At 44.7% G+C, this 13,390-nt stretch carries 15 protein-coding genes, 1 tRNA gene and 1 other annotated feature; of the genes, 3 read left to right on the top strand and 13 right to left on the bottom strand.

Annotation, left to right across the window (positions count from 1 at the left end; all coding sequences use genetic code 11):
* Window positions 1-9: 9 nt before the first annotated feature.
* On the bottom strand, window positions 10-528 hold the full coding sequence (ilvN, locus tag UJ203_RS01385; protein WP_024122385.1) for an acetolactate synthase small subunit: 519 nt from the start codon (window positions 526-528) through the stop codon (window positions 10-12).
* Window positions 525-2,249 (bottom strand): acetolactate synthase large subunit, encoded by a 1,725-nt coding sequence (ilvB, locus tag UJ203_RS01380; RefSeq protein WP_105990267.1) that lies wholly within the window; start codon window positions 2,247-2,249, stop codon window positions 525-527. The genes ilvN and ilvB overlap by 4 nt, the downstream gene beginning before the upstream one ends.
* A gap of 121 nt (window positions 2,250-2,370) precedes the next feature.
* Window positions 2,371-2,620, bottom strand: a binding site (T-box leader).
* A 450-nt stretch (window positions 2,621-3,070) separates the two neighbouring features.
* Between ilvB and cotQ the strand changes: the two genes are divergently transcribed.
* The 3 genes from cotQ to UJ203_RS01365 all read left to right on the top strand — a co-directional run bounded on the left by cotQ (window position 3,071) and on the right by UJ203_RS01365 (window position 5,033).
* The gene (cotQ, locus tag UJ203_RS01375; protein WP_106022193.1) at window positions 3,071-3,397 is read left to right on the top strand and encodes an inner spore coat protein CotQ; all 327 of its coding nucleotides are present in this window, start codon (window positions 3,071-3,073) and stop codon (window positions 3,395-3,397) included.
* Window positions 3,398-3,566: 169 nt separating this feature from the next.
* The gene (locus UJ203_RS01370) at window positions 3,567-4,022 is read left to right on the top strand and encodes a GNAT family N-acetyltransferase (protein ID WP_248337246.1); all 456 of its coding nucleotides are present in this window, start codon (window positions 3,567-3,569) and stop codon (window positions 4,020-4,022) included.
* 186 nt (window positions 4,023-4,208) lie between these two features.
* Window positions 4,209-5,033, top strand: a complete 825-nt coding sequence (locus UJ203_RS01365; RefSeq protein ID WP_322008453.1) for a YsnF/AvaK domain-containing protein — start codon at window positions 4,209-4,211, stop codon at window positions 5,031-5,033.
* A 57-nt stretch (window positions 5,034-5,090) separates the two neighbouring features.
* On the opposite strand, the gene UJ203_RS01360 is transcribed toward UJ203_RS01365, so the two are convergent.
* The 11 genes from UJ203_RS01360 to sdhA all read right to left on the bottom strand — a co-directional run bounded on the left by UJ203_RS01360 (window position 5,091) and on the right by sdhA (window position 13,363).
* Window positions 5,091-5,164 (bottom strand) — tRNA-Arg (locus UJ203_RS01360).
* Between the two features lie 130 nt (window positions 5,165-5,294).
* Entirely contained in the window at window positions 5,295-5,804 is a 510-nt protein-coding gene (locus UJ203_RS01355) for a YfcE family phosphodiesterase (RefSeq protein ID WP_305934549.1), read from the bottom strand.
* Between the two features lie 14 nt (window positions 5,805-5,818).
* Window positions 5,819-6,415: an XTP/dITP diphosphatase gene (locus UJ203_RS01350; RefSeq protein WP_101863450.1), complete on the bottom strand. Its 597-nt coding sequence runs from the start codon at window positions 6,413-6,415 to the stop codon at window positions 5,819-5,821.
* A 12-nt stretch (window positions 6,416-6,427) separates the two neighbouring features.
* Entirely contained in the window at window positions 6,428-7,165 is a 738-nt protein-coding gene (gene rph, locus UJ203_RS01345) for a ribonuclease PH (protein ID WP_044154054.1), read from the bottom strand.
* A gap of 110 nt (window positions 7,166-7,275) precedes the next feature.
* Window positions 7,276-8,376, bottom strand: a complete 1,101-nt coding sequence (locus tag UJ203_RS01340) for a GerMN domain-containing protein (RefSeq protein WP_024122394.1) — start codon at window positions 8,374-8,376, stop codon at window positions 7,276-7,278.
* A gap of 114 nt (window positions 8,377-8,490) precedes the next feature.
* Complete coding sequence (gene racE, locus UJ203_RS01335) at window positions 8,491-9,309, bottom strand: glutamate racemase (protein ID WP_101863452.1); 819 nt, start codon at window positions 9,307-9,309, stop codon at window positions 8,491-8,493.
* 7 nt (window positions 9,310-9,316) lie between these two features.
* The gene (locus UJ203_RS01330) at window positions 9,317-9,757 is read right to left on the bottom strand and encodes a MarR family winged helix-turn-helix transcriptional regulator (RefSeq protein ID WP_003222521.1); all 441 of its coding nucleotides are present in this window, start codon (window positions 9,755-9,757) and stop codon (window positions 9,317-9,319) included.
* Between the two features lie 239 nt (window positions 9,758-9,996).
* Window positions 9,997-10,221: a spore germination transcription factor GerE gene (gene gerE, locus UJ203_RS01325; protein WP_003184172.1), complete on the bottom strand. Its 225-nt coding sequence runs from the start codon at window positions 10,219-10,221 to the stop codon at window positions 9,997-9,999.
* A 115-nt stretch (window positions 10,222-10,336) separates the two neighbouring features.
* Window positions 10,337-10,780, bottom strand: a complete 444-nt coding sequence (locus UJ203_RS01320) for an acyl-CoA thioesterase (protein WP_305934552.1) — start codon at window positions 10,778-10,780, stop codon at window positions 10,337-10,339.
* Between the two features lie 58 nt (window positions 10,781-10,838).
* Window positions 10,839-11,600, bottom strand: a complete 762-nt coding sequence (gene sdhB / locus UJ203_RS01315) for a succinate dehydrogenase iron-sulfur subunit (RefSeq protein WP_024122397.1) — start codon at window positions 11,598-11,600, stop codon at window positions 10,839-10,841.
* Between the two features lie 2 nt (window positions 11,601-11,602).
* Entirely contained in the window at window positions 11,603-13,363 is a 1,761-nt protein-coding gene (gene sdhA, locus UJ203_RS01310; RefSeq protein ID WP_305934554.1) for a succinate dehydrogenase flavoprotein subunit, read from the bottom strand.
* Window positions 13,364-13,390: the final 27 nt, after the last annotated feature.

Below are 13,390 nucleotides of genomic sequence, written 5' to 3'. Positions count from 1 at the left end.
TGTTTTGTTTTATACAATAGATATTGTTTTATTGGATGACGACTTTTGCTGAGTGCCTCTCGCAAAAGCCGTTGTACCTGTTCTCGCAATTTCTTTGATTCCATACGGTTTTAGTAATTCAATCAGCGCTTCAATTTTGTTAGATTCGCCAGTCACCTGTACAACGATGCTGTCTCTGCTGACATCAACGACAGAAGCTCTGAACGGCTCTATCATTCCGTGAATCTCTGTCCTCGTTGACGGTGCGGAAACGACCTTGATTAAGGCCAGCTCCCTTTGGACAATTGATTGATTTGTGATGTCAGTGACTTTCAGCACATCAATTTGTTTGTTAAGCTGTTTTGTCAGCTGTTCAACATCATTTTCTCCTTCAACGTGAACGACAAAGGTAATTCTGGAGACGCCGCTTGTTTCTGTGTGTCCAACTGTAATGCTTTCAATGTTGTAGTGTCTTTTTGTAAATAGACCGGTGATTCGGTTTAACACGCCGGAGCGGTTCACCACCGTCAATGTGATAATTCTTTTCAAGGTTTCACCCCCACCATTTCATGCAGCCCTTTCCCCGGAGCCACCATCGGGAATACTTTTTCTTCGCTGGCGACCCGAACGTCAATGACAACCGGTTCTTTTGATGTCAATGCCTCTTCCAGCTTTTCCTTCGCTTCTGCATCAGAGGAGATTCTGATGCCTTTAATGCCGTATGCTTCTGACAATTTGACAAAGTCCGGCTGCGAAGCGAATTTAGACTCTGAATAACGCTCTTCATAGAAAATTTCCTGCCACTGTCTTACCATTCCGAGACAAGCGTTATTCAAGATCACAACCTTAACCGGCAGATTCAATTCGCGAATAACATCAAGTTCCTGTAGCGTCATTTGAAAACCGCCGTCTCCAAGCACCGCCACCACGGTTGCATCTTTATCGGCCAGCTGTGCGCCGATCGCTGCCGGAAGGCCGAAACCCATTGTTCCAAGACCGCCTGATGTCACCCATTTATCTGCCTTTTGGAACGGATAAAATTGCGCTGACCACATTTGATGCTGGCCGACATCCGTTGCGACAATGGCTTCCCCCTTTGTAAATTGATGAATGTATTCAATCAGTTTTTGAGGTTTAAAGCCTTCTTCTTCATTGTCTACATACCAGAGCGGATACTCTTCTTTCCACTCGGCAAGCTGTTTTTTCCATTCGCTTGAGTCGCCTTGTTTGCCGTTTTGTTTGATCAGCTCTTGCAGGACAACTTTGCTGTCGCCGACAACCGGAATTTGTGTTTTCATGATTTTTCCGATTTCAGCCGGATCAATATCAATGTGGGCAATCTTTGCGTTTCTCGCAAAATGTTTCAGGTTTCCTGTGACGCGGTCATCAAAACGGGCGCCGATACTGATTAAAAGATCACAGTCATGAAGGGCCATGTTCGCTGTATAAGTGCCGTGCATACCCGCCATCCCCAAGAAAAGCGGATGGTCTGCCGGGAAACCCCCAAGTCCTAAAAGCGTGTGTACAACTGGAATTTGCTGCTGCTCGGCATAATTTTTTAATTCTTCTGACGCTTTTCCGTGCAATACGCCCGCACCGGCTAGGATAACCGGTTTCTTTGCGCTGCTTACGGCTTCCACAAGCTTGCGGATCTGCAAATAATTCGGCTCCGTTGTCGGCTGATATCCCGGGAGATTCATCTCGTGATCATAACTGAATTCCCCTTCAATTGCTGCAACATCTTTCGGAATATCGATTAGTACAGGTCCCGGTCTTCCCGTTGTCGCAATATGAAATGCTTCTTTAATGATGCGCGGCAGATCTTCCGGCTGGCGGACCTGATAGCTGTGTTTTGTAACCGGCATTGTAATTCCTAAAATGTCCGCTTCCTGAAAAGCGTCGCTGCCGATAACGGAGGTTGCCACCTGCCCTGTAAAGACGACTAAAGGCAGTGAATCAATCATGGCATCCGCAAGTCCAGTAACAAGGTTTGTCGCTCCCGGTCCTGATGTCGCAATAACGACCCCTGGTTTTCCAGAAACTCTCGCGTATCCTTCTGCTGCATGAATGGCGCCTTGCTCGTGTCGGGGAAGGATATGTACCATTCCTGAATTGTACAGTTTATCGTAGATTGGAAGTACAGCTCCGCCCGGATAACCGAATATCATTTCTACTTTTTCTTTCTTTAATGATTCAATCAGCATTAACGCTCCGCTCATCGTCTGTGTACATTTGGCAGATGCTGAATCCACCTGTACATTAGTCCCCATTTTTAGTTCCTCCTTTTGGATTTTCATCCTCTAAAGATCATCATTTATTAGCTTTACAGCTGATTATTCAATAAAAAAAGCCCTTCCGCCCACAATCAGCCGCGCAGTGAATGCGATAGCCAAAAGGGGCGAAAAGGCTCTTCTTTCCGCGGTACCACCCTTGTTTACGGCCTTTTATACGGCCGTCTCATGGATATTCCTATCCGTTTTAATAACGAGTAAACATCATCGTTCACCCGGCCAAGTCCTACTATGATTTCAGACTGGCACTCTGAGGCGAGTTCACCTTGTAAAGCTTCGCCGGTTCTCAGCTAATCCGGTTCTCTGTGGAAAGCTTTTTCAAGGCTACTTATCCTCATCTGCGCTTTTCATATTCAGTCTCTTGAACAGCTTTTCTGCCGTCCAAGAAGATCGTTTGTTTTTCATTTTTCAGAATCATATTGCAATCATTTGTGCTTGTGAAACTTGTGTTTATCTTTTGTTGAACTCATATTACGCCGCTTTGGACGCAGTGTCAACAGCATTTTTTAAAATTATTAGACAATTTAGATTAATCAAACTATACTGTATACGCTTTCATTATTGGTATATAAGGCATTTCAAAAGATAAAAGTTTTTGTAATTTTTTTATTAATCTATCAAGTTTACACTCGAATTTTTCATTTTCATATAAACATGTCATATAATATGACGTGTTTTTGTTTCGATGAGACGTATATATGAAAGATCTTCTGGCAAAAAAACAATTTCAGTTCGGATAGGCTCTTTCATTATTTTTCGTCATACACTGGTGTTATCTTGCAAAGAAAAGGTGATACGAGATGAATAAATCATTAGCAGACATCCAAGGATTCCCCGGGGGTTTTCCAAGCTTTCCCCAGCCATTTTATCCGGCAGCTCCCAGCTTTTATCAGCAAGGCCATCAGCCATTTGGAGGCTTTGGATACGGACAGCCGTACAGCCAGGCATACAGCCCGCTAAGCACCCCCTCTGCTATGTACTCCTCATTTCCATATGCTTCAGGATTTTACGGACAGCAATTTTCAGGTGCCGGCTATAGCGGCCATGGCGGCGGTTTCAGTATTCCCGCAACGCACGCCGGAGGATTCAGCGGAGCATCTGGTGTACACGGAGGATTTCGATATTAAATATCATCAGGTGCCGAACATCTATGTTCGGCACTTGTTAATTTATTCATCTTAAATAATGTTAATAGACTGTGAGGTTTCCTATCTAACTATTTGGAAGCAAAAAGGATATATTTTAAGATAAATGATAAGTATGTTCAGAGTTACGGTTTTTGAGGAGGAATTCATTTTGCATATTAAAGTAGATGATTTGACCGGACATCAAGTGATCGAATTAGTCAGTGAGCATTTACATAGCATGACTCTCATGTCTCCGGCTGAAAGTATTCATGCCCTGGACATAGAAAGGCTGAAAAAACCTGAGATTACATTTTGGAGCGCATGGGACGGCAATGAATTGGCCGGCTGCGGAGCACTAAAAGAACTGGACAGCCGGCATGGAGAAATTAAGTCGATGCGAACCTCTTCTTCCCATTTAAGAAAGGGCGTTGCCAGCAAGGTTCTTCAGCACATTATAGAAGAAGCCAAGCGGCGCGGCTATCAGCGATTGAGTTTGGAAACGGGGTCGATGACTTCTTTCGAGCCGGCAAGAAAACTTTATGAAAGCTTCGGTTTCCGGTATTGCCAGCCGTTTGCAGACTATATGGAAGATCCGAACAGCGTGTTTATGACAAAGGAATTGTGAAATATAAAGGATAGATAAGTGCGGGATTATGTTTCTGTCTTATCTATCTTTTTTATTTCCTCCTGTCTTTCGCCTGAATGCTGTTGGCTGCACCAAGTGTTTTCTATTTTGTTTATTTTAAAACGTAACGGGAATTAAAGACGACAAGAACGATAAAATTTTATTTTTACAGAGGAGGAGATTAATATGACAAAAAGTGTAGTTGGTGTATACGAAACTCCACAAGAGACCATTGCAGTGATTGAAGGCTTACTAACAAAGGGGTATGATTCTGACGATATTTCTGTTGTCACAAATCGCCGGGATACCGATTATCTCGAATCCCGTACAGGGACAGAAGTAAATCAAGCCCTTGAAGCAAATGATAGCGATTCTGAATCCTTTTTCGATAAACTGAAAGATTATTTCACAATGGATGATACTGGCGCGCACAGCAAAGCATTATCAGACCTGGATATCTCAAATGATGAAATAGACAAGTATCAAGAGGATCTGGATGACGGAAAGCTTCTCGTAGCCGTCGATACAGACGCAGACTTAGATGCGACTATTGATAACGGCAATGCCCTTTCAGGCGGCTTTGCCAATACAAATGAGACAGTAGATTATACAACAAAAGAAGAAAAAACCATGCCGCTTCGAGAAGAACAGCTGAACGTGGATAAAGAAGATATCCAAACCGGAGAAGTGGAAATCGGAAAAGAAGTCAAAACAGAACAAAGAGATATGGACATTCCGGTAAGACATGATGAAATTTACGTTGAACGCCGTCCGGTGGATGAAAACACGGCAGACGCTTCTCCCGTAAATGACTCAGAAACGGTCAGAGTTCCTATCGTTGAGGAAAAGCTTGAAGTGACAAAAAAACCCGTTGTTACGGATGAAGTGGTTGTCGGAAAACGGACTGTCGAAGAAAACGAACATATTTCCGAAACTGTGAAAAAAGAAGAACCTCGTCTGAATAAAGAAGGAAATGTCCGCGACCTGGATGATGACACGTTAAATAAATAAAAATCATCATAAACAAAAACCTCAAATCCTTTAAGGATTTGAGGTTTTTTCTTGGTACGTCCCAGGAGAGATTCGAACTCCCGACCGACGGCTTAGAAGGCCGTTGCTCTATCCAGCTGAGCTACTGGGACACGTTTTGTTTTTTTGTTTTCGCTTTAACTATCAGCGACAAGATTTATTATATATGGGATACAATGATAAGTCAACGGTTTTTTAGAATTTTTTTCATGAGGAAGAAAATTTTCTTCCTCATGTGATATTTCATAGGGTTACCCGGTGTTGCAAATCAATGATTTCATCGCCTGCTTGGTTATAAAAACGCACTGTTGCTGTATCATTTTCTAAAGACAGTATAGCATAGCTTTCTGTGCTGCGCACTCTTGGAAGGCGGATGCTGCCGGGATTAATCAGCAGTTTTCCGCGCAGCATTTCGCTTCCTGCGATGTGTGAATGCCCGAAGCAAATGATATCCGCTCCGAGCTCCTCTGCACGATAGTATACGTTTAGTAAGGTCTGTTTAATACCATGAAGGTGACCGTGCGTAACCAATATTTTTTTGGAACCGGCCGTCAGCAGGAGCTCGTCCTTAAAATCGCCGAAAAAATCACAATTGCCTTTTACAACGGAATAAGGCTCTAACGCCGGATGGCCGGTTTCAAGCTCAGAGTCTCCGCAATGAATCATGAGATCAACATCCGCTTCATGACGTTTCGCTATGGTCTGAAGCTCCTCTTCAAGCCCATGGCTGTCACTGATAATCAGCACGTTCATATATAAGCTCCCCCTTATGCCTCCAACAGCTTCGACAGCTTTTTAAGTGCGTCAGCCCTGTGGCTGATTTTATTTTTTTCATCACTTGTCAGCTCAGCCATAGTTTTATCTTTATCTTTGACGATAAAGATCGGGTCATAGCCAAATCCGTATTCCCCTCTCGGCTCTTCGGCAATATACCCTTCAACATGACCTTCGACTGTTTTTGTTTCCTCTCCCGGAATACTTACGGCAAGCGCGCAGCGAAAACGTGCCGTACGCTGTTCTTTTTCGATGCCTCTCAGCTCGCTCAGCACTTTATCGATATTCGCCTGGTCATCTTTCTGTTCCCCTGCATAGCGTGCTGAATAGACGCCGGGACGGCCTCCTAAATTATCAACGGACAAGCCGGAGTCGTCTGCAATCACCATTTTGTTCACTGCTTTCGCCACCGCTTCCGCTTTTAGAATCGCATTTTCTTCAAACGTATGGCCTGTCTCTTCAATTTCATCTGTAAACCCGATTTCAGCTAATGATTTTACCTCGTACCCTTTCGGCTCAAGGATTTCTTTAAATTCCTTCACTTTTCCCGGATTGTGAGTTGCAATAATTGCTTCTTTCATGATGATCAAGCCTTTCTGTCATTATTTCAGTTCTGGAAGAGAATCGCCCAGTACTTCTTTTTGCTTGTCAATCAGTTCCTGAATGCCTTTTTCTGCAAGACCGAGAAGCCCATTCAGATCCTCACGTGAAAAGGTTGCCTCTTCCCCTGTTCCCTGAAGCTCCACAAAGCGGCCGCTGCCTGTCATGATGACATTCATATCAACTTCAGCAGCAGAATCTTCTTCATAATTTAAATCTAACAAAATTCCCTGCTCTTTATCAATTCCGACAGAGATCGCTGCCAGGTAATCAGTGAGCGGGTTTGTTTTAATCGTTCCTGCTTTAAGAAGCTTGCCAACCGCAATCGCCATGGCAAGAAATGCTCCGGTAATGGAAGCCGTTCTCGTTCCTCCGTCCGCCTGAATGACGTCACAGTCAATCCAAATCGTACGTTCGCCCAGTTTCTCTAAATCAACGACTGCCCGAAGCGCGCGGCCGATCAAACGCTGAATTTCCATCGTTCTGCCGGAAATTTTCCCTTTGGAAGATTCTCTGATCGTTCTTTGATTTGTAGCCCGCGGCAGCATGCTGTATTCAGCTGTAATCCAGCCTTTGCCTCCACCCCGCAAAAACGGCGGTACGCGATCCTCTACAGATGCGTTGCAGATTACTTTTGTATTCCCCGCTGTTATTAGAACAGACCCTTCCGGATGGCTGATAAAGTCCAAATCAAACGTGATTGGACGCAGCTCATCATGTTGTCTTCCATCATGTCTCATGTTTTACCTCCGATTGTATGTACATAAACCATTTTTGTCCCGGAATTGAATAAAGAAAGAGGCAGCCGGAACGCTAACCTCTTTCTTTCTAGTATATCAAAAATTCCAATTTAAAAACTACCCGTATTCACTTGAGACGGTCTGGATACCGCTTCTGAAAGCTTTTCGCCTTTTTCGTTCACAAGCTCGGCTTTTCCGTTCACTTTAACGGATACGCTTTTTACATCCGGCTGCTCTGTTAAAGTCAGCACAATGCTGTTGAGCACTTCTGAAGAAATCATTTTCGTCTTTTCATCGGCGCTTCCGAAAATGGATTGATTAAAATCTAGCGTTACACGTCCATCTTTGATTTTCGGCTTACTGACCAATTTCACATCTTCGCTGAAATCCGTTAACAGGCCGCTCGCCTTGCTCGGGCCCTCAGCCAGTTCATTAATAGCCGCTGTAATGTCGTCTGTTTTAGAATTGTCAATTCGTTTCGTTACCGGCACGTAATACTCACTGTCATCGGTTTCCGCTAAATAGTAGACTGTCAGCGGATGTGTAGCAGTGAGATCATTGACGCCTGCTGTTTCCAAATTAATCCCGTCCTTACGACTTAAATCGTCTGAGATCGGCGTGCCGCCTACAGGCATCTCCTTAAGTTCGTGCCCGTTGATTCTCAGCTTCACTTTGTCTATTGAACTGAATTGAGTCAGCGTCCACGTCACCGATTGAACGATTTTCTGTTCATCTTCCTTCTTATAGTTTTTAAATTCCTTTGAGAAGTCCGCTATAGCAGTGCCATCTTTTTTGATGTCTACGTTAACAGTTGTGTCAGCCGGCAAAACGGCTCTGAAGCCATTCGGCAGAATCTCTGACACAGGTCCGCCCTGCACAAGGTATTCAAGCGCCTGCTTAGCCGTTCCTTCACTTTTCGGAAGAGGCATCGTTTGCGCAACGACATAACCGTTTTTATCAATAAGATAAAGCTCCCTCATCACTGTAGAAGAGTCCTGATTCGCTTTTTCGGTATCACTTTTTTCATTTTTTGTTTTTTCGGCTGCTGTTGTATTTGAATCGGTCCCCGCTTCATCATTTACGTATGTAACGTCTTGAGGCGGATCGATTTCCTCGGCTGTCTTATCGGATTGAAATAAACCGCACCCGGATAAAAGCAAGGCAGAGGTGAGACAAGTGGCACCAATGACTGCAGGTCCTTTTTTCAGCATACTTTTCCCTCCTAAGGCTGTTTGTACTACTATGTATACGAGCCTCAGCGGGAAATAGACCGATGAATTCCATTAAAAACACAAAAAACCCGCAACACGCCGTTGCGGGCAAAACTATCTTCTAATTGGTTCTCGCAAAGAGATGCATTCTACGTGACCTACTTCATGGCCAAACCAGTCATCTGCTATTTTCGCAAACTGATCCCGTTCTCCTGTAGTCAGGAATTGATGATCTGGGGTAAACGGAGATTGATTCAGCAGTCCTTTATACGATAGAATCGTACTCACTTCCCGGGCTGTTTCATCGCCTGACGAAATAATATTCACATGCTCCCCCATATATCTTTGAATTGCGTCTTTTAAAATAGGATAATGGGTGCAGCCTAAAATCAGCGAGTCAATCGATGTATCTTTTAACGGAGATAATGATGTTTTGACAATCTCGTCTGCTGTTTTGTCCAGAAACTTTCCGCTTTCCACAAACGGCACAAGCAGCGGACAGGCAAGATTTTCGACCTTCAGTTCGGCATTTAATGCCAGAAGGGCTTCTTCATAAGCATTGCTCTTAATGGTGTTTTCTGTGCCGATTACACCGATATGCTGATTTTCCGTCACTTTTATCGCAGCCCGAGCACCAGGCTGGATCACCCCGACCACCGGAATATCAACGTCGCGCTGGATGTCTTCCAGTGCAATTGCTGTCGCGGTGTTGCAGGCGATCACCAGCATCTTAATGTGGTGGTTTTTCAACAGATAATGTGTCAGCTCCCGCGTGTATTGAAGCACTTCTTCTTCAGGACGCGGCCCGTACGGACACCGTTTTGTATCCCCTACGTAGATTATATTTTCTTTTGGTAGCTGTCTCATGATTTCCTTTGCAACGGTTAACCCGCCAACCCCGGAATCAATGACTCCTATTGGTTGTTCCAACAAAATCGCCTCATTTTCTCTTCATTTCATGCTGCAGTTTCATCAATGATTTTTCGAAGATGGCTATTTCTTCATCTGTAAACGTTTCGAACATATCACGCAGGTATTCCTGCCTTTTTGTAATGACCTCTTGGATAATGCGTTCCCCTTCAGGCAGAAGGTGTATCCTGACGACACGTCTGTCCGCCGGATCCTTTACCCGCTCGACAAGCTCATTTTTTTGCATACGGTCGATGAGATCCGTCGTCGTGCTGCATGCCAGATACATTTTCCCCGATAGTTCGCCGATTGTCATGTCTCCTAATTCATAAAGCCATTGCAGACCGACAAATTGCGGCGGCGTGATCGCGTATTGGTTTAGGATTTCTCTTCCTTTTTGTTTAATGATCGCGGCAATGTGGCGGAGCGACTTTTCAATGTCCGCAACATGCTCCAAAGGTTTTGATGTCATTTGTCCATCCCTCACTCAAGGATCTCTTACGCACAAAAGCGTTCCGTGTCTATTTTCCTTCTTTTTTAAAGAAAATGCAAGACTCGCGGGACGAGAAATAGAGGGACATTAGGCAAATGAAAGCAAATTGAAAATCTCGTTTTATATCGTATCATCCTGGTTTAATATAGGAATTTGGAACTTTTCAAACAAACAGCAATAACCGGCTCCCTCCTGAAAAGAAGGAATACCGGCAAGGATTAAAGCTCTAGCTCACCCATTCTAAGAAGCTCAACAACGGCTTGCGAACGCCCTTTCACACCTAATTTCTGCATGGCATTTGAAATATGGTTTCGAACGGTTTTCTCACTGATAAATAGCTCGCTTGCAATCTCCTTTGTTGTCTTATCTTGAACGAGCAATTCGAACACTTCTCTTTCTCTTTTCGTTAGCAGCGGCTTCGATTGAAATTCTTTCTCCTTCAAGTATTGTAACCCTCCTTGCTAAGGTGAGAGCGAATCTGAAACGAATGGGTTTTGATATAGTCAAGATATCATATGTCAGGAGGGCGCAGGAGGTGACGTTTACAGAAGAATTAGTTTATGGTGTATGGAGAAGCTTTTCTTTCTCCTCATTCGTCCAGCTGACAGCCTTTCCGCTTTCCTTTGACACTTGAACCATGACAACAGCTCCGGTGAAGCAAGGCTCCCCTACGCTATTTTCTCCGAGGTAATGCAAGGTGAGGGATGAACTGCCGACAGCGCTTGTTTTTACATAAATACGCAAGTCTTCATAAGGCATAACTTGGCGCAGATAATCACATTGCTGACTGGCGACGACTGTCATGGTGTGCTTATGTTGTTTCATCATATTCAGATTTTTAAAATAAGATATCCTCGCTTCTTCAAAATAGATGAAAGGGATTACATTATTCATATGCCCAAACATATCTGTCTCAGAAAATCGTACAGATACTTCATTAAAAAAAGAAAAAGATTCTTTCCATTTTTGAAACGGCATGTCAATGTAAGCAGGAAGCTTCATTTCACTCATCTCCTTATTGTTAAAAAAACCTCTCCCATGCGGAAGAGGTTTTTTCATCTTATACTCTGTCGCTTCCGAAGAAATTGCGGAATGCTTGTAAGTTTGTATCCCTGTTTAAGGCAGCGATAGAAGTGGTAAGCGGAATGCCTTTCGGGCAGGATTGAACGCAGTTTTGCGAGTTGCCGCAATCTGCAAGGCCTCCTTCATCCATCAGCGCTTCCAGCCGGTCGGATTTGTTCATGGCTCCTGTCGGATGGGCGTTAAACAGACGGACCTGAGACATCGGAGCAGGCCCCATGAATTTCGATTTGCTGTTTACATTCGGGCAGGCTTCCAGGCAGACACCGCACGTCATGCATTTTGATAATTCATATGCCCACTGGCGGCGTTTTTCCGGCATTCTCGGTCCCGGTCCTAAATCGTACGTGCCGTCGATCGGTATCCACGCTTTTACTTTTTTCAGAGAATTAAACATTCTGCTGCGGTCAACCTGCAGATCACGCACGACCGGGAATGTTTTCATCGGTTTTAAGCGGATCGGCTGTTCAAGCTGGTCAACAAGCGCCGTACAAGACTGGCGGGGCTTTCCGTTTATAACCATTGAACATGCGCCGCATACTTCTTCAAGACAGTTCATATCCCATGTGACAGGAGTTGTCTTTTCACCTTTCACGTTAACCGGATTCCGGCGGATTTCCATTAATGCGGAAATGACGTTCAGGTTCGGGCGGTATGGTATTTCAAATTCTTCATCGTAAGGCGTGCTGTCGGGTGTATCTTGACGTGTAATAATAAATCGTATGGTCTTTTTCTCACTCATGATTATTTCGCCACCTTCTTCTTCGAGTAATCCCGTTTCCGAGGCGTTATCAGTGATACATCGACATCCTGATACTCAAACTCAGGCGCTTCATACGGGCTTACATGTTTAGCCATTGTTGTTTTGAGCCATTCATCGTCATTACGCTCAGGGAAATCCGGTTTATAATGGGCGCCCCTGCTTTCATTACGGTTGTAAGCACCCAGTGTAATCACCCTGGCAAGCTGAAGCATGTTTGAAAGCTGGCGTGTAAACATAGCTCCCTGGTTGCTCCATTTTGTCGTGTCATTGATGTTAATCTTTTGATACCGCTCCATTAACTCCTGAATTTTGTCATCTGTTTTCAACAGCTTGTCGTTATGGCGGACAACCGTCACATTCGCCGTCATCCATTCCCCGAGCTCTCTATGGAGGACGTACGCATTTTCGTTTCCGTCCATATTCATAATCTCAGCCCATTTTTCTTCTTCTTTTTTCACGTGGGCATCGAATATCGATGAAGACATATCCTCTGCGGAAGATTCTAAGCCGTTTACATATTTCACAGCATTCGGTCCGGCTACCATTCCTCCGTAAATCGCGGAGAGCAGGGAGTTTGCTCCCAAGCGGTTGCCGCCGTGCATGGAGTAATCACATTCTCCAGCGGCAAACAGCCCCGGGATATTTGTCATTTGATCGTAATCTACCCATAAGCCGCCCATTGAATAATGAACCGCAGGGAAGATTTTCATCGGAAGTTTGCGCGGGTCGTCTCCCATAAACTTCTCATAAATTTCAATGATGCCGCCGAGCTTAATATCAAGCTCTTTAGGATCTTTATGAGACAGATCGAGATACACCATGTTCTCGCCGTTGATGCCGAGCTTCTGATTCACACACACATCAAATATTTCGCGTGTCGCAATATCACGCGGCACCAAGTTTCCATATGCGGGATATTTTTCCTCAAGGAAATACCACGGCTTACCGTCTTTGTATGTCCACACACGTCCGCCTTCACCGCGTGCCGATTCACTCATCAGCCTTAATTTATCATCCCCCGGTATAGCTGTCGGGTGGATTTGAATGAATTCTCCATTTGCATAATACGCTCCCTGCTGATAAACGATCGATGCAGCAGACCCTGTATTAATCATGGAGTTTGTGGATTTACCGAAAATGATTCCCGGTCCGCCTGTCGCCATAATGACAGCGTCAGAACGGAAGGATTCAATTTGCATGTTTGTCAGGTTTTGCGCGACAATTCCGCGGCAGGTTCTGTCATCATCTAATATAGCGCCAAGGAATTCCCAGCCTTCGTATTTTGTGACCAGACCGGCCACCTCGTATCTGCGCACTTGCTCGTCCAAAGCGTAAAGTAGCTGCTGGCCAGTCGTCGCACCTGCATAAGCTGTTCTGTGGTGCTGTGTACCCCCAAATCGGCGGAAATCAAGCAGCCCCTCAGGCGTCCGGTTAAACATGACGCCCATCCGGTCTAATAAGTGGATAATTGATGGCGCCGCTTCACACATCGCCTTAACCGGCGGCTGATTGGCAAGAAAGTCTCCCCCGTATACAGTATCGTCAAAATGTTCCCACGGAGAGTCGCCTTCCCCTTTTGTATTGACTGCTCCGTTGATGCCGCCTTGGGCACAAACCGAATGAGAACGTTTCACAGGAACGATGGAAAACAGCTTAACCGCCATTCCTGATTCCGCTGCTTTGATTGTCGCCATGAGGCCGGCAAGACCCCCGCCGACTACAATAATGCTTGTTTGACTCATGATAGCCCCTCTCCCTCTAGTAATCTA

This window comes from Bacillus sp. V26 (assembly GCF_034296245.1).
Classification (GTDB): Bacteria; Bacillota; Bacilli; order Bacillales; family Bacillaceae; genus Bacillus; species Bacillus halotolerans.
The sequence above is the reverse complement of the archived record's forward strand: the minus strand, read 5'-3'. Positions and strand labels throughout refer to the sequence as shown.